Here is a 19,040-nt window from a genome sequence, read left to right as displayed (position 1 = left end):
CGAATAGTGGGGACCGGTTTTCGGAGAAGATCATGCTCCACCAACCGTTCTGAGGCTTCAGGCGGCCTGCGGCACCGGACCGGCGACGGGCAGGCGGACGACGACAGTGGTGCCGCGTCCCTCGGTGGAGCGGATACGCAGCGAGCCGCCATGCATCTCCGCCAGCGACTTGGCGATGGCGAGGCCGAGGCCCGAGCCCTTGTGGTTCTTCGAGAACTGGCTCTGCACCTGCTCGAAGGGCTTGCCGAGCTTGTCGATGGCGCGGCGCGGGATGCCGATGCCGGTATCCTCGATGGCGATCGCGATGACACCGCGGGCCTTGCGCGCCCGGACCGAGATCATGCCGCCGCGCGGGGTGAACTTGACGGCGTTCGACAGGAGGTTGAGCGCGATCTGCTTCACCGCCCGGCGGTCCGCGACGAGGGCCATGTCCTGCGGCACCTCGGCCTCGATGATGATGGCCTTGTCCTCGGCCATCTTGGAGATGACGCGCATGGTCTCCTCCAGCGTGTCGTCGAGCTGGGTCGGGCGGGGATCGAGCTTCAGCCGGCCAGCCTCGATCCGGGACATGTCGAGGATATCGTCGATGACCGACAGCAGGAAATGGCCGCTGTCATGGATGTCGCGGGCATATTCGCCGTATTTGGTCACGCCCAGCGGCCCGAAATGGCCGTCCTTGAGGATTTCCGAGAAGCCGATGATGGCGTTCAGCGGCGTGCGCAGCTCGTGGCTCATATTGGCGAGGAACTCGGATTTGGCGCGGCTGGCTTCCTCGGCCTGGGTCTTCTGCTCGGAATATTTCTCCGCGAGTTCGGCAAGCTGCTGGGTCTGCATTTCCAGCGCATACTGGCTGCGCTGGAGGTCGGCGACGCTGGCGCGCAGGCGCTGCTCGCTGGCGGTGAGCTGGTTCTCGTGCCGCTTCAGGGCGGTGATGTCGGTGCCGACCGAAACGAAGCCGTCGCAATGGGTGCGCCGCTCGGAGATCTGGAACCAGCGGCCGTCGGCGAGCTGGACTTCGAGGTCGCGGGCGCCGTCGCGCGCGCCGTTGCCGAGCACGCGCCCGTCCACCACTTTCGCGCCACCGCCGGCGGCCAGCGCCTCCTGGTAGCTCGCGCCGGGGCGGGCGGTCTCCTCGGAGAGGCCGTTGAGCTCGCGGAACTTGGAGTTGCAGACCACGATCCGGTCGCGGTCGTCGCAGACCACGAAGGCCTCCGACACCGTCTCGATCGCCTCGCGGATGCGATGGTCGGCGGCGGCGTTGCGGCGCGCCAGCTCAAGCTGCTCGGTGATGTCCACCACGATGCCGACGAAGCGACGATAGGGAACGCCGGCGACGGCAAGGCCGCGGCCGCGTGCCCGGAGCCAGACCCAACGGCCTTCCGCATGGCGCATGCGGAACTGGAAGTCGACGGCGGCTTCGGGGTCGAGCCCGGTCATGGAGGCGATGCCGCCGAGATAGCTGTCCTCGGGGTGAAGCAGCGGCTGCAGTTCGTCGATGGTGACAAGACCCTCGCGGCCGGCCATGCCCAGCAACTCGAACATCGAGGCCGACCAGAACATCTGCGCGGCCCCGATCTCCCAGTCCCACAGGCCGCACCGTCCGCTCTCCAGCGCCGCGTCGATGGTGGCGCGCGCATTGTGGTTCACCATGTCGGCGATGGCCGCGCGCATGGTCTGGATGTGGAAGGCGATGCCGATGACCAGCAGCAGCAGGCCGGTGGTGGCGAACAGCGTGCTGGTGAGCAGCGTCGCGCGCCACCAGTTGGCGAGCGCCTCGTCGACGGTCTGAATGACGTAGAGCTTCGCCAGCGGCTGCGGCAGCGGCCTGACCGCCATCAGCGCCTGCGCGCCGGAGATGAGCTGCACGTAGTCGGTGCCGGTGGTGCCGGCGGGACGAATGAAGTGCGGAGCCACCGGCTTGCCCAGGAACCGCCGGCGCGCGTCGGCGGGCATGGCGGCGACGACGATGCCGGTGGCGTCGGTCGCGAGCATGATGCGGCCGGGATGCGCGCCGACGCGCGGGGCGCTGAGGTCCAGAGCCATCTGGGCGGCGGTGGCGAGGTCGCCGTCGGTGAGCGTGACGCGGTAGTTGAGGTCGGCATCGACGGCCGAGGCGGCGGTTGCGATGTCGTTCTGCACGGCGGTGAGAGCGTCGATGCGGCTGTTGTAGATCTGGAGCGCGGCGCCTGCGCCCATGACCACCAGGAAGGCGACAATCAGGACCGGCACGAGGCGGCGCAGGATGGGCTCGTAGGGCGCCAGCCAGGACTCGATGGAGGCGTTGATCGGCTGCGCGAAGCCGCGCGGCCCGTAGGCGTGAATCAGCGCATCCGCGCTGGGCGCCGAAATGCGCTCCATCGCCGGTTCCCCCGTCGAACTCTTGAATTTAGCGTCCGGACGTTGGCCCCAGCCCCTCCGAATCACAGCCATAAGAATCGATTTGGCGCGGGGCTGTCTAGAGTCCGGGAATCACAGGATCGGAAATATTTGGTTAACACGATTAGGACCAAATGCCCCTGTCATCAGGCGAGCGAACGCTGCGCGATGTCGCGGACGTCGGTCGACAGCGTTTCGGCGGCGAGAACCCGGTCGAGCGCCGCCCTGGCATGGGCGCGGCGGCCCGGCTCCATGGCACGCCAGCTCTTGAACGCGGAGAGCAGCCTCGCCGCGACCTGCGGATTGCGCCCGTCGGCGTCGAGCACGACATCGACGAGGAAGCCGTAGCCGCCGCCGTCCGCGCGGTTGAACTGCGTCTGGTTGGCCGTGGCGAAGGAGCCGACGAGCGCGCGCAGGCGGTTCGGATTGGTCGCGGCGAAGCCAGGGCCGGCGAGAAGCCGCTTCACCCGGTCGAGGGTGCCAGGCTCCGGGATCGCTGCCTGCAGCGCCAGCCATTTGTCGAGGATCAGCGGATCGTCGCGGTAACGCGCGCGGAAACTCTCGAGCGCGGCCTCGCGCCGCTCGCCGGGATGCTGGGCGAGCACCGCAAGCGCGGCGAGGCGGTCGGTCATGTTGTCGGCTGCGGCAAAGCGCTGCTCGACGGTGGTGAGGCGGCCCTCGCCGCCCGCCGCCGCCCAGAGGTCGAGGGCGATATTGGCCAGCGCGCGGCGTCCGGCCGAGCCAGCGTCGGGGGTGTAGGGCGCGCTGGACGACAGGCTGTCGAGGGTCCGCTTCAGATCATCGCCGAGCGTCGTCGCGACGATCCGGCGCAGATGCACGCGCGCGGCGTGGACCGAATCGGGATCGACCTCCGCGCCGATCTCGCGGGCAATGTCGGATTCGGAGGGCAGGGCGAGGACCTGTGCGGCGAAGGCATGGTCGGCGGGCGAGGCGAGCGTGGCCTTCAGCGCGGCGATGACCGGCTCGGCATCGTCGGGCGCGATGGCGCCGTCGCCGTGTCCGGCGGCGACCAGCAGGTTGGTCGCCAGCGTCTGCGCCGCCTGCCAGCGGTTGTAGGGATCGCTGTCGTGGCGGGCGAGGAAGCCGAGATCGTCGGCGGTGAGATCGGTCCTCAGCGTCACGGGCGCGGAGAAGCCGCGATTGATCGACAGGACCGGCCGCGTCGGGTGACCGGTGAAGGTGAAGCTGTGGCGCGCCTCGGTGAGCGCCACCACCCCCGCGACGGTCCGTCCATCCTCGGTGAGCAGCGGGCGATCCTCGCCGTTCGGCCCGATCAGGCCGAGCGCCAGCGGGATGACCATGGGCTGTTTCTCGATCTGGCCCGGTGTCGGCTTGAGCGCCTGCCGGGCTTCGACCGTGAAGGTGCCGGCTTTCGCATCGTGCCGCGTGGAGACGGTGACTTCCGGCGTGCCCGACTGGCGATACCAGAGGAAGAACTGGGAGAGGTCGCGGCCGCTCGCCTCGGCGAAACAGGCGATGAAGTCCTCGACGGTCGCGGCATCGCCGTCATGGCGCACGAGATAGAGATCCATGCCCTTCCGGAATGCGCCGGAGCCGATGAGAACCTTCAGCGCGCGGATGACCTCGGCGCCCTTCTCGTAGACGGTCGCCGTGTAGAAGTTGTTGATCTCGCTGTAGACTTCGGGGCGGACCGGATGCGAAAGCGGCCCTGCATCCTCGGGGAACTGGTGGCTCTTCAGCAGCCGCACGTCGGCAATGCGCTTCACCGCCCGCGAGCGCATGTCGGACGAGAATTCCTGATCGCGGAAGACCGTCAGGCCCTCCTTCAGGCAGAGCTGGAACCAGTCCCGGCAGGTGATGCGGTTGCCGGTCCAGTTGTGGAAATATTCGTGGGCGATGATCGCCTCGATCGCCGCATAGTCCTGGTCGCTCGCCGTGTCGGGCAGGGCCAGAACGTATTTGTCGTTGAAGATGTTGAGGCCCTTGTTCTCCATGGCCCCCATGTTGAAGTCGCCGACCGCGACGATGTTGAACACGTCGAGGTCGTATTCGCAGCCGAATGCCTCCTCGTCCCAGCGCATCGAGCGCTTCAGCGCGTCCATCGCATAGGCGCAGCGATCCTCCTTGCCGGGTTCGACATAGATGCCGAGTTCGACCTTGTTGCCCGAGCGGGTGACGAAACTGTCGGCGACGTGGGCGAGTTTCCCGCCGACCAGCGCGAAAAGGTAGCTCGGCTTCGGATGCGGGTCGTGCCAGACGGCGAAATGGCGGCCGCCGGGAAGGTCGCCGGCCTCCATGAGGTTGCCGTTGCCGAGCAGGACCGGCGCGTCGGCCTTGTCCGCCTCGATGCGGGTCGTATAGACGGCCAGCACGTCCGGCCGGTCCGGGAAATAGGTGATGCGGCGGAAGCCCTCGGCCTCGCACTGGGTGCACCATGTCCCTGACGAGCGGTAGAGCCCCATCAGCTGGCTGTTGGCTTCCGGGTTGACCCTGGTCTCGATCGTCAGCGTGAAGGCGCCAGATGGCGGGCGCGCGATGGTCAGCGTCTTGGCGGTCGCCTCGTAGGCGCCGGCGGGCAGGGGCTTGCCATCGACCGCGAGCGCCACGAGCGCCAGATCATCGCCGTCGAAGACCAGCGGCGCGCCCGCGACGCCGGCCGGGTGAGGTTCGACGGACAGCTCCGCCACCACGCGCGTCGCGGTCGGGTGCAGAGACACGTCGAGCCGGACGGTCGTCACGACATGGTCGGGGACGCGGTAGTCGGCCAGCCGCACGGGGGGCGCCTCGTCGGTGCGCATGGTCTCGTCCTTCTGTCCGCCGTCGCGATTCGTGCGACGAAGCTATGTGCGCGCGCCGCCCGGTGAAAGGGGGCGGATCGGCTCGGCATGGCCGACCATGCGGATGACCTTCGGATGGGCCCTGCGGAAGCGGCGCTCGATCTCGTCGACGGCCTCGTGAACCTCGGCGATGCGCAGCGTGGGGTTGGCGCGGCAATGGTAGGTGACGACGATGCCCTGGCCGGTCTCTCGGGCGCGGACGCTGTGGATGTCGGTGATCGGTCCGGTTCCGGCGGCGAGCTCCTTCAGGCTGTCGGCGAGCGCCGCGATCAGCGCCGTGTCGCCGTCCGAACCGGCGAGCATTTCGGCCTGTAGCGGCTCGATATGGGTCTCGACCTCCGCATCGGCGCCCAGTTCGCCGCGGATCGCCTGTTCGAGCCGGCTGGCAATGTCGTGCGCTTCGCCGAGCGACAGGTCGCCATCGACCTCGAGGTCGAGTCCGACGCAGATCTTCTCGCCGAGATGCTGCACGGTGACGTGGTGGACCGCGAGATTGTTCCGGCGCGCGGTCAGGTGGACGCGCTCCATGACGGTTTCGTCGTCGAGAGCCACCGGATTGGCCGTGACGGTCGGCACGGTGCCGGCGAAGGCCTTCGTGGCCGCCTCGGTGATCGCTTCCTTGATCTCGAACACCCGTTCGAGCGGCAGCGTCCGGTTCACCGTGACACCGATCTCCGCGAGCGTTTCCGGCCCGACCTCGCGCAGCCTGAGCTGATCCAGCGAGACCACGCCCGGCACCGCCTCCACGGCCTCGCGGATCGCCTCCGTCGCGCCCTTCGGCGCCCGGTCCATCAGCGTGTCGATGGTGCGACGGCCGAGCTTCCAGCTCATCGCGCAGATGAGGATGGCGACGACGATGGCGGCAACGGCGTCGGCCTTCGGAAAGCCCAGCCAGACGAACAGCAGGCCGGCGAGCACCACGGCCGAACTCGCCATGTCGGAAGCGAAATGCAGCGCGCCCGATTCCAGCGCGTGGCTGCCGGTCTCCCTGGCGATCCGGCCCATGATCCGCACGCGCCAGAAATCGATGGCGATGACGGCGATCATCAGGCCCGCCATGATCGGCGTCACCTGCACCGCGTGGCCGCCGTCCCACAGCCGCCTCACGGCCTCGGTGATGACGATGCCGGAGACGAGGAAGAGGAAGGCGGTTTCCGCCAGCGCGGCGATGGATTCCACCTTGCCGTGGCCATATTGATGCTCTTCATCGGCGGGCTTGTCGGCGAGACGCACGGCATAGAAGGTGAGCAGGGTCGCGGCCGTGTCCACGATGCCGTGGGCCGCCTCCGCCAGAATGGCGATGGAGCCGCTGGCGAAGCCGACCGCCGCCTTGGCCAGCGTCAGGCCGACGGTGACGGCGATGGATGCGAGGGCTGCCTTTTGCTTGATCGATGCCATGAGACTGACTGACGCGATGAGCCGGACCGATGCCGCGAGAGACAGCACCGGGCGCGGGGGCCATGCCGGCCCGCACGGCGAGACCGTTACGGTGCCCGGCCGTGGCGGTCAAATCACGGCCTGCGCGGCGCGCCTGTTCGCGGTCCTGCTGGCGGCCCTCGTCTGGATGGCCGTGCCGGCGCGGGCGCAGGAGACGGAAACACGCGCTCTCCAGGAAAACCTCACCAGGCTGGGCCTCTATTCCGGCCCCGTCGATGGCGAACAATCGGGCAAGCTGAGCGAGGCCGTCGCGGCCTATCTGCTGCAGGCCGGTTTCGACGGTCCGCCCGAGCGGGCATTCCGCCATGTCGGCGCGCTGGTGCGCGATGTCGACCTCGAAGTGCGTATCCGCGCGGGGCTTGCGAGGGTGTCGGACAGTCAGACGATCGTGACGCGCTTCGGCACGCTCGGCATCCACACCTACCGGTCGGCCGATGCGCCTTCCGGCTTCGTCGATGGCCGGCGCGTCAGTCGGAGCGGCGTCAGGGTCGATGCCGGCCTCGCGGCTTTCGCGGCGTGCTGCGAGCCGACGGTCGTTCAGGTCGGCGACGCCGATATCGTGGTGCTGCAGGGAAAGCGGGAGATAGCCGGCTGCGAGGCCGGGCGGGTCTATGTAACGGTCACGCGGGATCGGCTGGCCGTGACCGATCTGGAAGACAGCTGCACGACCCAGCCGAACTTCGCCGTCGAGAACGGCCGCCTCGTGGTCACCGCGCTCGCCCGCAACGGCCTGATCGATGCGCGCTGGTCGCTCGGGCCGGGCGAGCCGATGCGGTTCGAACGGCTGGTCATCGCCGCACCGCTACAGCCGCTGGCCTGGTGGGTCGGCCGCCAGCCGAACGAACGTGTCGAGCGCGGTTATCGCTTCTTCCACTTCGCGGCGCTGTCGGATGCGCTTTCAGCGCTCCTGCCGGCCGAGGAACTCGGCTGGACGCTGAAGATGACGCTGACGACGCCGGTCGAGCGGCGCGGGAATGTCCTGTTCGTCTCCGGCACCTACCGGCCCGACGAGCGGCTGGTCTCGGTGACCATCGACCTTGCGGCGCAGGCCGTGCACGCCTGCTCGTTCAACAGGGGCACCACGCGTCTCGCCTCGACATTGCTCGGCGGCGTCTTTTCCGATCCGGCCGCCTCCTGTCCCGCCGACATCGAGCAGGCCATCGCGACATGGACGGCGCTCGGCGCGCTGCCGGGAACATCGACGACGCGGGTCTTCGGCTTCGAGGGCACGTTCGGCGACGAAGCCGCCTGCAAGGCCGGCGGCGAGCGGGTGACGCGCATCACCGCGCGCAGCCTGAGGGTGGCCGGCGAGCCGGAACGCGCAATTGCCGGGGTCGGCCTGTCGGATGGCGACTATGTCGTGGAGACGGCAGGCCGTACGGTGCCGATCAAGCGCCTGGACGACGATCGCATCGACCTTGACGGGGAGGTCATGCGGCGCTGTCCGGGCGGCTGATCCTCAAGCGGTGCCGTCCATGACGCAGATCGACCTCGAAGCCGAGTACAACAACCGCGCCCGCGTGCCGGAGCATCCGGCCATCATCGCGGGCTGGGCGGCGGACGCGGCGGCTTTTCGCGCCGCGCGCGGTGACGCCAAGCTCGACGAAGCCTACGGCACGGGCGAACGGCATCGCTACGACTGGTTCCCGGCGGCAAGCCCGCGCGCCGGCGCGCCGGTCCTCCTGTTCATTCATGGCGGCTACTGGCAGGCGCTGGACAAGGGCTTCTTCAGCCATCTCGCCGCCGGCGCCAACGCGCACGGCCTCGATGTCGCCGTGATGAGCTACGATCTCTGCCCGCAGGTCGCGCTCGGCGAGATTGTCGATCAGTCCATCGCCTGCGCGCGCGAACTGCATCGGCGGACCGGCCGAAAGGTGCTGCCCTTCGGCCATTCGGCCGGCGGGCATCTCGCTGCCTGCCTCGCGGGGGCGAATTGGCCCTGGATCGGCGAGGCTGCGTCGATCATCGCCGCGGCCATGCCGGTATCGGGCCTGTTCCATCTCGCGCCGCTCGTCCGTACCTCCATCAACAAGGCTCTCGGCATGGATGTCGGGCAGGCGTCGCGCGCCTCGCCGCTGGTCTGGTCGCCGCCGGAGGGGCTGAAGGTCACGGCGGTCGTGGGCGGAGAGGAATCGTCTGAATACCACCGCCAGACCCGGGCGCTCGTCGATGCCTGGCGGCCGATGGGCGTCGTGACGAAGGAGATCGTGGTGGACGGCGCGAACCACTTTACCGTCATCGCGCCTTTCGCTGACCCTGCCTCCATGCTGACCGCCGAGCTTGTCCGGCTGGCCGATTGATCGACCTCAAAGCCGCTGGTGCGGCATGCGTGCTTGTTGGGCCGGCATCGCATCTCGCCCGCGAGGACCATCATGCGCTCCCTTACCGCCGTCCTCGCTCTTGCCGCCGCCATGCTCGGCGCGGGGCCGGCTGCCGCCCAGAGCCAGCGTGTCCTCGTGCAGCGGGGTGAGGTTCTCGTGCGCCAGCACTGCGCCCTTTGCCATGCCATTGGCCGGGATGATGTCAGCCGCTATCCCGGCGCGCCGCTGTTTCGCGAGTTGAGCAAGCGCTATCCGGTCGACGTGCTTGAGGAGGCGCTCGCGGAGGGCTTCACGTCCGGTCATCCGGCCATGCCGGAATTCACATTCTCGCCCGAGCGGGCCGCGTCGATCGTCGCCTATCTCATGTCGATCCAGACCGATCCGCGCGCGCGGCCGCAGCGCCGATAGGCCGGTCGGGCCTTATGCCCCGCCGGCCCGAACGAAAAAGCCCGGCGCGATGGCCGGGCTTTGCGTATCGCGGTTCGGAACGGCGATCAGAAGAACGCCTGAATGCCCGTCTGCGCGCGGCCGAGGATCAGCGCGTGGACGTCGTGCGCGCCCTCGTAGGTGTTGACCGTCTCCAGGTTCACCATGTGGCGGATGACGTGGTACTCGGCCGAGATGCCGTTGCCGCCGTGCATGTCGCGGGCGACGCGGGCGATGTCGAGCGCCTTGCCGCAATTGTTGCGCTTCATCAGCGAGATGGCCTGCGGCGCGAAGGAATGGTCCTCCATCAGGCGGCCGAGGCGCAGCGCGCCGTGCAGGCCGAGGGTGATCTCGGTCTGCATGTCCGCGAGCTTCTTCTGGACGAGCTGGGTGGCGGCCAGCGGCTTGCCGAACTGCTTGCGGTCGAGCGTGTACTGGCGGGCGCGGTGCCAGCAGTCCTCGGCGGCGCCCATCGCGCCCCAGGCAATGCCGTAGCGGGCGCGGTTGAGGCAGCCGAACGGGCCGGACAGGCCCTTGGCGTTCGGCAGCATGTTCTCGGCCGGAACGAAGACGTCATCCAGCACGATCTCGCCGGTGATCGAGGCGCGGAGCGACACCTTGCCCTCGATCTTCGGGGTCGAGAAGCCCTTCATGCCGCGCTCGACGACGAAGCCGCGAATGGCCTCGTCGGTCTTGGCCCAGACCACCGCCAGATCCGAGATCGGCGAGTTGGTGATCCACATCTTCGAACCCTTGAGGATGTAGCCGCCATCGACCTTGGTCGCGCGCGTCTTCATGCCGGCGGGGTCGGAGCCGGCATCGGGCTCGGTCAGGCCGAAGCAGCCGACCCACTCGCCGGAAGCGAGCTTCGGCAGGTACTTCTTGCGCTGCTCTTCGGAGCCGTAGGCGTAGATCGGGTACATGACCAGCGAGGACTGCACCGAACAGGCCGAGCGGTAGCCGGAATCGACACGCTCGACCTCGCGGGCGATCAGGCCATAGGCGACATAGCCGAGATCGGCGCCGCCATATTCGGAGGGCAGGGTCGAGCCGAGCAGGCCGAGCTCGCCCATTTCGCTCATGATCTCGCGGTCGAAGCGCTCCTCGAGAAAGGCCGAGGTGACGCGCGGCAGCAGCTTCTCCTGGCAATAGGTGCGGGCGGTTTCCTGCACCATGCGCTCTTCTTCGGTCAGCAGGCCGTCGAGGTTCAGCGGGTCTTCCCAGTTGAACTCCTCGTTGTCCTTCACGTAGCCGGTGGCGGGGTGGAGCTGGGCGACGGCCATGGCGTGGGTCCTCAGACGAAAGGGATGGCGTGTCTTAGGCCAAAGGCTTGGGGCCGCCAAGCACCCGAACGTCTAGGGATTGCTGTCATGCCGGAGCCGGCATCTCTTTCAGGCGCGCCAGCGGCGAGGCGAGCGAGACCAGCGCCGAGGTGGCGAAGGCGGCCGCCACCATGACGATCGCCGCGTCCAGCCCGGCATATTGCCCGACGAGGCCGCCCGCCAGCGCGCCGATGGGCCGGACGCCGTAGATCGCCACCTGGATCGTCGCGGTGACGCGGCCCATCAGGGCTGGCGGCGTGACGATCTGGCGCACGGAGGTCTGCATCACCAGCCAGAGCATCGGGCCGAAGCCGATAATGCCGAAGGCGAGGGCGGCCAGCACGATCCCGCCGAAGGAGGGGGCGAGGACCATCATGATCGCGCCGAGGGCCGAGGAGACCGGCCCGAACAGCAGGACGGCGCGCGGTTCGACGCGGGCGAAGATGGCGGGAGCGACGGCGGCGGCGAGGATCATGCCGAGGCCGTTGATGCCCTGCGCGAGGCCCGCGCCGGCGGCATCCGTGCCGAGCCGCGTGAGCGCGAAGGGGATGAAGACGGCGAGCAGCGCCACGAAGGCGAAGTTCCAGAACACCGCGCAGAGACCGATGGCGCGCAGCAGTGGTTCGGCGAGGACGAAGCGCGCGCCTTCGGCAATGGCCTGCAACACCGGTGGTTTGGCAACGGCCGGCGCGGCGTCGTCGTCGATCCGGATGGTCATGGCGCAGGCGAGCGCCGCCAGCGCGAGGAAGGCGGCGAGCGGATAGCCCGCGAGCGGCGAGACGTGGGTCGCGAGCTGCCCGACGATGAAGGGAGCGGCGGCGCTGGCGCTGGCGCGGGCGAGCTCGATGCGGGCATTGGCGCGCGGCAGGGTGCCTGGCGTCACCAGTTTCGGGATGAGCCCGATCTGCACCAGCACGAAGGTCACGGTGCCCGCGGCCGCGAGGAAGGCAGCGATGGCGAGCAGGACGACGCTGTTCCACAGGGCAGCAGCCGTAGCCGAAGTGGCGGCGATGAGACTGATCGTCAGGGCGATCCTCAGCACCAGCCGCTTTGGCATGCGATCGACGACGACGCCGGCGGGCAGCGAAACGAGGAGCCAGGCGGCGGTCTGAGCCGCGACCAGCGCGCCAACGAGGCCGGGGCCCGCGCCGAGCGCGAGAACCGCCGTGATCGGCAGGGCGGTGAGGGCGATCTGGTCGGCGAACTGGACGAAGCCGGCAGTCGCCAGCAGCCGGTTGAACGGGGAGGGGGCGGTTGCCGCCCCGGTCTCTGCGGTATCGGTCATGGGTCAAGCCTCCGGGAGGCTTGGGTCGCATGCCGCCCGCGCCCGCGACACCCGATCTCTCCGCCCGTTTCCTGCGATCACCCGATCAGTTCGAACCGGTTCACGTCCACCAGCCCCCGGTCGCTGATCTTCAGGTGCGGGATCACCGGCAGCGGCAGGAAGGCGACCTGCAGGAAGGGTTCGGCCAGCACGACGCCGAGGGCCTTCGCGGCATGACGCAACGCCTCTAGCGGGGCGATCAGCTCCTCATAGGGGCGGTCGCTCATCAGGCCGGCAATGGGCAGCGGCAGTTCGGCGCGCACCTCGCCGCCTTCAACCACGACGAAACCGCCGCGTATCGCCACCAGCCGGTTCACCGCCAGCGCCATGTCGGCGTCGTCAGCGCCGACCACGCAGATATTGTGGCTGTCGTGGCCGATGGATGATGCGATGGCGCCGCGCTTCAGGCCGAAGCCGTGGACGAAGCCGCGCCCGATATTGTCATTGATGCCGTGGCGGGCGACGACGGCGACCTTCACCGCGTCCTTGTCGAAATCGCAGAGCATCTCGCCGGCGCGTACCGGCAGCTCCATCCGGAGGTCTTCGGTGATGATCTTGCCGGGAATGACGCCGATGACCCGCGCGCCCGGCCCGGCCGCCGGCACGTGGAAGTCGGCGGCGCTCACGGCGCGCGCCTTCATGCTGTCGAGCCCGACCGGCGGCACGGGCGTCTTGCCCGCATAGGCTTCCGGCCCGATCAGAACGCCGCCGGCAATGACGTCCGAGACGGCGCAGGCTTCGAGATCGTCCAGCAGCACGATGTCGGCGCGCTTGCTCGGCGCGATAATGCCCCGGTCTCTCAGGCCAAAAGCGGTCGCGGCCGTCAACGAGGCCGAGCGATAGGCGGCGAGCGGCGGCACGCCGAGGCGGATCGCGGTACGGATGATGAAGTCGAGATGGCCTTCCTCGGCGATGTCGAGCGGGTTGCGGTCGTCCGTGCAGAAGGCGAGGAAGGGCGAGGTCGCGATGGACAGGAGCGGCGCGAGGGCGTGCAGGTCCTTCGACACCGACCCCTCGCGGATCAGGATGGTCATGCCTTTCTGGATCTTCTCCAGCGCCTCGTCGATGGTCGTGGTCTCGTGGTCCGTGCGGATGCCGGCGGCGATATAGCCGTTGAGGTCGAAGCCCCGCAGCAGCGGCGCGTGGCCGTCGATATGCCGGTCCGAAAAGACCTCGATCTTGGCGAGGCTGGCCGGGTCGGCATGCACGACGCCGGGGAAGTTCATGAACTCCGCAAGGCCGATCACTTTCGAATGGTCGCGATAGGGGACGAGGTCCGCCGCCTCCAGCCGCGCGCCGGCCGTCTCCAGATGGGTCGCGGGCACGCAGGAGGAGAGCTGGACGCGCAGGTCCATCACCGTGCGGCCTGCCCCCTCCAGCATGTAGTCGAGGGCCGCGCGGCCCAGCACGTTGGCGATCTCGTGCGGGTCGCAGATCGCCGTGGTGACGCCGTGGCGGGCGACGCAGCGGTCGAACTCCATCGGCGTGACCAGCGAGGATTCGACGTGCAGATGCGTGTCGATGAAGCCCGGAACCGCGATGCGGCCGCGGCCTTCGATGATCCGCGCGCCCTGGTAGTCGCCATAGGTGCCGACGATGGTGTCGCCGCAGATGGCGATGTCGGTCGGCATGAGATTGCCGGTGACGAGGTCGTAGAGCCTGACGTTGCGGATGACGAGGTCGGCGGGCGCCGAGCCGCGACCTTGCGCGATGCGGCGGGCGAGGGTTTCGGACGAGATGATCATGGGCGCAGGCTAGCGTGCCTGCGCCGCATGTCCATTCCTGAGCTCAGGCCACCCGGGCGAACTCGAAATTCCGCCCCGGCGCGGCCTCGAAAAGCGACCGCGTATAGGCGTGCTGCGGGTTGGTGAAGACGTCCACCGTCCGGCCGTGCTCGACCACCACGCCGTTCTGCATTACCGCGATGCGGTCGCAGATCTGTGCCGCGACACGCAGGTCGTGGGTGATGAACAGCACCGCGAGGTCGAACTTCTTGCGGACATCGTCGAGCAGGTCCAGCACCTGTGCCTGCACCGACACGTCGAGGGCGGAGACCGCCTCGTCCGCGATCAGGATCTCGGGCTCCATGGCGAGCGCGCGCGCGATGCAGATGCGCTGGCGCTGGCCGCCCGAGAACTGGTGCGGGTAACGGTCCAGCGCGTCGGGCGACAGACCCACCAGCTTCATCAGGTCGCGCGCCTTGGCATGGGCGGTATCGGCGGAGACGCCGAAATTCATCGGCCCCTCGACGATGGACGCCCCCACGGACCGGCGCGGATTGAGCGAGCGGTAGGGGTCCTGGAAGACGATCTGGCAGTGCTTGCGGTGTGGCCTGAGCTGGCGCTCCGACAGCCGGGCAATATCCATGTTGTCGACCACGATGCCACCGGAGCTCGGCTCGATCAGCCGGGCGATGCAGCGCGCGACCGTCGACTTGCCCGAACCGGACTCGCCGACAATGCCGAGCGTCTCGCCGCGGCGCACGCGGATGTCGACGTCGGAAGCGGCGCGCACCTCGCGCTTCTTCTGGAAGAAGCCGCCGCCGCCATAGACCTTGCAGAGCTTCACCGTCTCCAGCGCCACCGGCCCGGTCTTCTCGTCGCGGACGGCCGGCGTCAGGGGCGGAACCGCATTGATCAGCATCTTGGTATAGGGATGCTGCGGGTTCTTCAGCACTTCCGTCGCGGTGCCGGTTTCGACGACGTGGCCCTTCTGCATCACCACGACCCGGTGGGCGATCTCGGCGACGACGCCGAAATCATGGGTGATGAACAGGACGCCCGTACCGCGCCGCTCCTGCATCTCGGCGACGAGCTTCAGGATCTGCGCCTGCGTGGTCACGTCGAGCGCGGTGGTCGGCTCGTCGGCGATCAGCAGGGCGGGGTCGAGCACCAGCGCCTGCGCGATCATGATGCGCTGGCGCTGTCCGCCCGAGAGCTGGTGCGGATAGGCGTCGAACATCTTCTCGGGATCGGGGAGGCTCACGGAGTTCATCACCGCGAGCACCTTTTCCTTGCGTTCCGTCGCGCCAAGATCGGTGTGGATCTGCAGCACCTCGTCGATCTGCGCGCCGCAGGTGACGACCGGATTCAGGGCCGTCATCGGCTCCTGGAAGATCATCGACATGCGCGTGCCGCGCAGCGCCCTAAGGCGGCTGGGCGTGGCGGTGAGCACATTCTCGCCTTCGAGCAGGATTTCGCCGCCCGTTGCCTTGAGCTGGCCCTTGGGCAGCAGGCCCATGACCGAGTGCGCCGTCACCGACTTGCCCGAACCGGACTCGCCGACGACGCAGACGATCTCGCCCGGGTTGACGTGAAACGAGACGCCCTCGACCGCATTGGCGCGGTCGCCGCCCTTGGGCAGGCCGACCGTCAGGTTGCGGATTTCCAGGATCGGACCGCTCATCCGCGCTTCTCCATTTTCGGATCGAGCGTGTCGCGCAGGCCGTCGCCGAGCATGTTCACGGCAAGCACGGTGAGGGCGAGGAAGATGCCCGGATAGAGGATATTGTGCGGGAACACGCGGAAGAGCTGGCGCCCCTCGGCCATGATGTTCCCCCAGGTCGGAATGTCCGGCGGAATGCCGATGCCGAGGAATGACAGGATCGCCTCGACGAGGATCGCGGACGCGCAGATGAACGTGCCCTGCACGATCAGCGGCGCGATGGTGTTCGGCAGAACGTGCCGGATCAACAGTTTCAGCGTCGGCGTGCCGGACACGCGCGCGGCCTCGACATAGGGCTCCTCGCGCACGGAGAGCACGACCGAGCGGACGAGGCGCACGACGCGCGGTACCTCCGGCACCACGATGGCGATGATCACCGACAGGAGGCCGGCGCGCGATAGCGAAACCACGGCAATGGCGAGGAGGATGGCGGGGATCGCCATCAACCCGTCCATGATCCGCATGATGATGCTGTCGAGCCAGCGGAAATAGCCGGCAAGCAGGCCGATCGCGAGACCGACGCCGATCGAGATGGCGGCGACGGCGACGCCGATGAAGATCGACACGCGCGCGCCATAGACGACGCGCGAGAACACGTCGCGGCCGAGCGTGTCGGTGCCCATCCAGTGCTTGACGGTGATGCGCGTGCCGTCATCGGCGCGCATGGAGCTTTCAGCCATGGGCAGGCGGTTGCGCGCCGCCGGATTGATCGCGGCCGGATCGCTGGTGGCGATCAGGGGCGCGATCAGGCCGATGAACACCATGACCAGCACGATGGCGAGGCCGGCGAGGACGGCGGGATTGCGGAACAGCTTGCGCCAGACGGTCGGCTTGGCGGGGGCGGGCGTGTCCGCCGCGCCGGCCAGCGGGGTTGTGGTGGCTGGGGCGGTCAATAGCGGATCCTCGGGTCGAAGATCGTGTACGAAAGATCGACGATGAGGTTGATCAGCACGTAGACGAAGGAAAAGGTCAGGATGATCGCCTGGATCACCGGGAAGTCACGCGCCAGCACGGCGTCGACGGTGAGGCGGCCGAGGCCTGGAATGGAATAGACGCTTTCGGTGACGACGACGCCGCCGATGAGCAGGGCGATGCCGATGCCGACCACGGTGACGATCGGCACGGCGGCGTTCTTCAGCGCATGCTGGAACAGCACCTTGACCTCGGTCTGCCCCTTGGCGCGCGCGGTGCGGATGTAGTCTTCCGAGAGGACCTCAAGCACGCTGGTGCGCGTCATGCGCGCGATAAGCGCCACATAGATGACCGAGAGCGTGAATGCCGGCAGGACGAGGCTGCGGAACCAGGGGCCGAGGCCGCCCGAAATTCGCTGATAGCCCTGCACCGGGAACCAGCCGAGCTTCACCGCGAAGATGTAGACGAGCAGGTAGCCGACGACGAAGACCGGCACCGAGAAGCCGATGACGGAAAAGCCCATCACGAGGCGGTCGATCCAGGTGCCTTGCCGGTAGGCGGCGACAACGCCGAGCGGAATGGCGATGACGACCGCCAGGATGATGGTGAGAACCGCGAGCGACAGGGTCGGCTCGATGCGCTCGGAGATCAGCTCCCACACCGTCTTGCGGAAGAAGAAGCTTTCGCCAAGGTCGCCGCGCAGGATGCTGCCGAGCCAGATGAAGAACTGCTGGAGCACCGGCTGCTCGAGGCCGAGCTTGGTGCGGATGTCGAGAATCTGCTGCGAGGTGGCGTTGTCGCCCGCGATGATCGCCGCGGGATCTCCGGGCGTCAGGCGCAGCATCAGGAACACCATCACCGCGACGGTGAACAAGACGGGGACGGTCGCCGCGAGGCGTCTGAGAATATAACTGATCATAATCCGATCGGACGGGCTGGATCGCAAAAAAGGGGAGGCCGGCCGCTACGGCCGGCCTCCGGGGATGACGGGCGATCAGGCGCCGCGAGCCTTCTCCATGTTCCAGAACACCGGGGCGGGCGTGGCGAGCCAGCCGGAGATGTTCGAGCGGTGGGCGCCCGGCTGATACCACTGTCCCAGATGAATGTGGGTCGGGGCTTCAGCAACGCGGCGCTGGATCGCCTCGGCGATCTGCTTCTGCTCGGCGGCACTGCCGGCCCGTGCGAAGCGGGCGCGCAGCGCCTCGATCTCCGGGTCATTCGGCCAGCCGAAGGCCGCCTTGTCGCCCGACGCGTTGAAGAAACCGGCCATGACCGGGTTGAGGATGTCGGCCGACACCCACGACGTCAGCATGGCGCTCCAGCCGCCCTGGGTCGGCGGGTCGCGCTTGACGCGGCGGGCGACCACCGTCTGCCAGTCCATCGACTGCATGTCGACGACGAAGCCGGCACGCTCCAGCAGCGACTTGGCCACCGGCGCGAGATTGGTCAGCACCTGCAGGTCGGTCGAGTGCAGCAGCACCACCGGCTCGCGATTGTAGCCGGCCTCCTGGAGAAGCTGGCGGGCCTTGGCGAAGTTGGATTCGAGCTTGTCTTCCATGCCCGCCATGGTCTCGAGCGGCGTGCCGCAGACGAACATGGCCTTGCAGACCTTGTAGTATTCGGGGTCGCCGATGGTCGCCTTCAGGAAATCCTCCTGGTTGAACGCATAGAGCGCGGCCTGGCGGATCTTCGGATTGTTGAACGGTGCGGTCGTGTGGTTGAACCGCATCGTGTACTGGTTGCCCAGCGGGTTCCAGCTGAACAGCTTGACGTTGTTGTCGGCCTTCAGCAGCGGCAGAAGGTCGTGGCTGGGCGATTCGATGACGTCGATCTCGCCCGCGAGCAGGGCGTTGACCGCCTGCTGCTGATCAGCCACGACGCGCCATTCGACGCGGTCGACTTTCGCGATCTTGCCGCCGGACAGCGCCGATGCCGGCTCCGAACGCGGCTTGTAACCGGCGAACTTGGTGTAGACGGCCTTGTCGCCCGGGCGCCACTCGTCGCGCATGAACACGAACGGGCCGGAGCCGACGAACTCGGAAATCTGCGTGTTCGGGTCGGTCTCGGCGACGCGCTTCGGCATCATGAACGGCACGTTCGACGAGGGCTTGCCGAGAGCGAAGATCAGGAGGCCGGTCGGCTCCTTCAGCTTGATCTCGAAGGTCTTCGGATCCTTCGCCGTCATCTCGGCGATGAAGCCCATGACGGTCTGGCCGAGCGGGTCGCGCGCGGCCCAGCGGCGGATCGAGGGAATGACGTCGGCGGTGGTGACGGGCGTGTTGTCGTGCCACATCAGGCCGTCGCGCAGCGTGAACGTGTAGGTGAGCTTGTCATCGCTGGTCGTGAACTTGTCGACCATCTGGGGCTGGATCTGGCCGCTGGCGTCCATCGCGAACAGCGTGTCGTAGATCATGTAGCCGTGGTTGCGGACGATGTAGGCGGTGGTCCAGATCGGGTCGACGATGCGCAGGTCCGAGTGCATGACGACGCGCAGCGTATTGGCCGCGCCCTGGGCGGAGGCACCGGTGGTGCCGGCGAGCGCGCTTGCCGCGGCCGCGCCCGCTACCACCGAGCGGCGAGACAGTTTGACGGATTTCATGATGACTCTCCCCTGGAACTCCACGGCAGGATATGACCCTGCCGACAGAAGGCTGGATCA

The 19,040-nt window shown here is 68.0% G+C and carries 13 protein-coding genes; 3 read left to right on the top strand and 10 right to left on the bottom strand.

The annotated features are described in order from the left end of the window. Positions 1-57: 57 nt before the first annotated feature. The 3 genes from JNK84_RS06415 to JNK84_RS06405 form a co-directional block, all read right to left on the bottom strand. Positions 58-2,358: a PAS domain-containing sensor histidine kinase gene (locus JNK84_RS06415; RefSeq protein ID WP_293421719.1), complete on the bottom strand. Its 2,301-nt coding sequence runs from the start codon at positions 2,356-2,358 to the stop codon at positions 58-60. 164 nt (positions 2,359-2,522) lie between these two features. Further along, the gene (pepN, locus tag JNK84_RS06410; protein ID WP_293421717.1) at positions 2,523-5,156 is read right to left on the bottom strand and encodes an aminopeptidase N; all 2,634 of its coding nucleotides are present in this window, start codon (positions 5,154-5,156) and stop codon (positions 2,523-2,525) included. A 42-nt stretch (positions 5,157-5,198) separates the two neighbouring features. Next, complete coding sequence (locus tag JNK84_RS06405; RefSeq protein WP_293421715.1) at positions 5,199-6,593, bottom strand: cation diffusion facilitator family transporter; 1,395 nt, start codon at positions 6,591-6,593, stop codon at positions 5,199-5,201. On the opposite strand from JNK84_RS06405, the gene JNK84_RS06400 reads away from it, so the two are divergent. The 3 genes from JNK84_RS06400 to JNK84_RS06390 all read left to right on the top strand — a co-directional run bounded on the left by JNK84_RS06400 (position 6,592) and on the right by JNK84_RS06390 (position 9,361). Then, entirely contained in the window at positions 6,592-8,088 is a 1,497-nt protein-coding gene (locus JNK84_RS06400; protein ID WP_293421713.1) for a peptidoglycan-binding domain-containing protein, read from the top strand. The two genes, JNK84_RS06405 and JNK84_RS06400, sit on opposite strands and share 2 nt — an antisense overlap. Positions 8,089-8,107: 19 nt before the next feature. Next, entirely contained in the window at positions 8,108-8,932 is an 825-nt protein-coding gene (locus JNK84_RS06395; protein WP_293421711.1) for an alpha/beta hydrolase, read from the top strand. Between the two features lie 72 nt (positions 8,933-9,004). Continuing rightward, a complete protein-coding gene (locus tag JNK84_RS06390) occupies positions 9,005-9,361 on the top strand; it encodes a c-type cytochrome (protein ID WP_293421709.1) in 357 nt (118 codons plus the stop codon). Between the two features lie 86 nt (positions 9,362-9,447). Here JNK84_RS06390 and JNK84_RS06385 read toward each other — a convergent pair whose 3' ends face one another. The 7 genes from JNK84_RS06385 to JNK84_RS06355 form a co-directional block, all read right to left on the bottom strand. Further along, a complete protein-coding gene (locus JNK84_RS06385; protein ID WP_293421707.1) occupies positions 9,448-10,662 on the bottom strand; it encodes an acyl-CoA dehydrogenase in 1,215 nt (404 codons plus the stop codon). 85 nt (positions 10,663-10,747) lie between these two features. After that, the gene (locus JNK84_RS06380) at positions 10,748-11,986 is read right to left on the bottom strand and encodes an MFS transporter (RefSeq protein WP_293421705.1); all 1,239 of its coding nucleotides are present in this window, start codon (positions 11,984-11,986) and stop codon (positions 10,748-10,750) included. A gap of 77 nt (positions 11,987-12,063) precedes the next feature. Beyond that, entirely contained in the window at positions 12,064-13,770 is a 1,707-nt protein-coding gene (gene ade / locus JNK84_RS06375) for an adenine deaminase (protein ID WP_293421703.1), read from the bottom strand. Between the two features lie 43 nt (positions 13,771-13,813). Next, positions 13,814-15,430, bottom strand: a complete 1,617-nt coding sequence (locus JNK84_RS06370) for an ABC transporter ATP-binding protein (protein ID WP_293421701.1) — start codon at positions 15,428-15,430, stop codon at positions 13,814-13,816. Continuing rightward, positions 15,427-16,362, bottom strand: coding sequence for an ABC transporter permease (locus tag JNK84_RS06365; protein WP_293421699.1), 936 nt, complete (start codon positions 16,360-16,362; stop codon positions 15,427-15,429). Before JNK84_RS06365 ends, JNK84_RS06370 begins: the two co-directional genes overlap by 4 nt. Then, positions 16,359-17,300, bottom strand: a complete 942-nt coding sequence (locus JNK84_RS06360) for an ABC transporter permease (RefSeq protein ID WP_293421697.1) — start codon at positions 17,298-17,300, stop codon at positions 16,359-16,361. The genes JNK84_RS06365 and JNK84_RS06360 overlap by 4 nt, the downstream gene beginning before the upstream one ends. Before the next feature lie 75 nt (positions 17,301-17,375). Next, positions 17,376-18,980 (bottom strand): ABC transporter substrate-binding protein, encoded by a 1,605-nt coding sequence (locus JNK84_RS06355; protein WP_293421695.1) that lies wholly within the window; start codon positions 18,978-18,980, stop codon positions 17,376-17,378. Positions 18,981-19,040 lie beyond the last annotated feature (60 nt).

Origin of the sequence: Phreatobacter sp. (genome assembly GCF_016793595.1) — a bacterium.
GTDB lineage: Bacteria > Pseudomonadota > Alphaproteobacteria > Rhizobiales > Phreatobacteraceae > Phreatobacter.
Note: the sequence above shows the minus strand (reverse complement) of the source record. Positions and strands in the feature narration are given on the sequence as shown.

What these genes read in the sequence shown, in the direction of transcription:
- ade (WP_293421703.1), bottom strand. Translation starts at nt 13,770, where the DNA reads ATGATCATCTCGTCCGAAACCCTCGCCCGCCGCATCGCGCAAGGTCGC.
- JNK84_RS06395 (WP_293421711.1), top strand. Translation starts at nt 8,108, where the DNA reads ATGACGCAGATCGACCTCGAAGCCGAGTACAACAACCGCGCCCGCGTG.
- JNK84_RS06385 (WP_293421707.1), bottom strand. Translation starts at nt 10,662, where the DNA reads ATGGCCGTCGCCCAGCTCCACCCCGCCACCGGCTACGTGAAGGACAAC.
- JNK84_RS06415 (WP_293421719.1), bottom strand. Translation starts at nt 2,358, where the DNA reads ATGGAGCGCATTTCGGCGCCCAGCGCGGATGCGCTGATTCACGCCTAC.
- JNK84_RS06380 (WP_293421705.1), bottom strand. Translation starts at nt 11,986, where the DNA reads ATGACCGATACCGCAGAGACCGGGGCGGCAACCGCCCCCTCCCCGTTC.
- JNK84_RS06370 (WP_293421701.1), bottom strand. Translation starts at nt 15,430, where the DNA reads ATGAGCGGTCCGATCCTGGAAATCCGCAACCTGACGGTCGGCCTGCCC.
- JNK84_RS06360 (WP_293421697.1), bottom strand. Translation starts at nt 17,300, where the DNA reads ATGATCAGTTATATTCTCAGACGCCTCGCGGCGACCGTCCCCGTCTTG.
- JNK84_RS06355 (WP_293421695.1), bottom strand. Translation starts at nt 18,980, where the DNA reads ATGAAATCCGTCAAACTGTCTCGCCGCTCGGTGGTAGCGGGCGCGGCC.
- JNK84_RS06400 (WP_293421713.1), top strand. Translation starts at nt 6,592, where the DNA reads ATGAGACTGACTGACGCGATGAGCCGGACCGATGCCGCGAGAGACAGC.
- JNK84_RS06405 (WP_293421715.1), bottom strand. Translation starts at nt 6,593, where the DNA reads ATGGCATCGATCAAGCAAAAGGCAGCCCTCGCATCCATCGCCGTCACC.
- JNK84_RS06390 (WP_293421709.1), top strand. Translation starts at nt 9,005, where the DNA reads ATGCGCTCCCTTACCGCCGTCCTCGCTCTTGCCGCCGCCATGCTCGGC.
- pepN (WP_293421717.1), bottom strand. Translation starts at nt 5,156, where the DNA reads ATGCGCACCGACGAGGCGCCCCCCGTGCGGCTGGCCGACTACCGCGTC.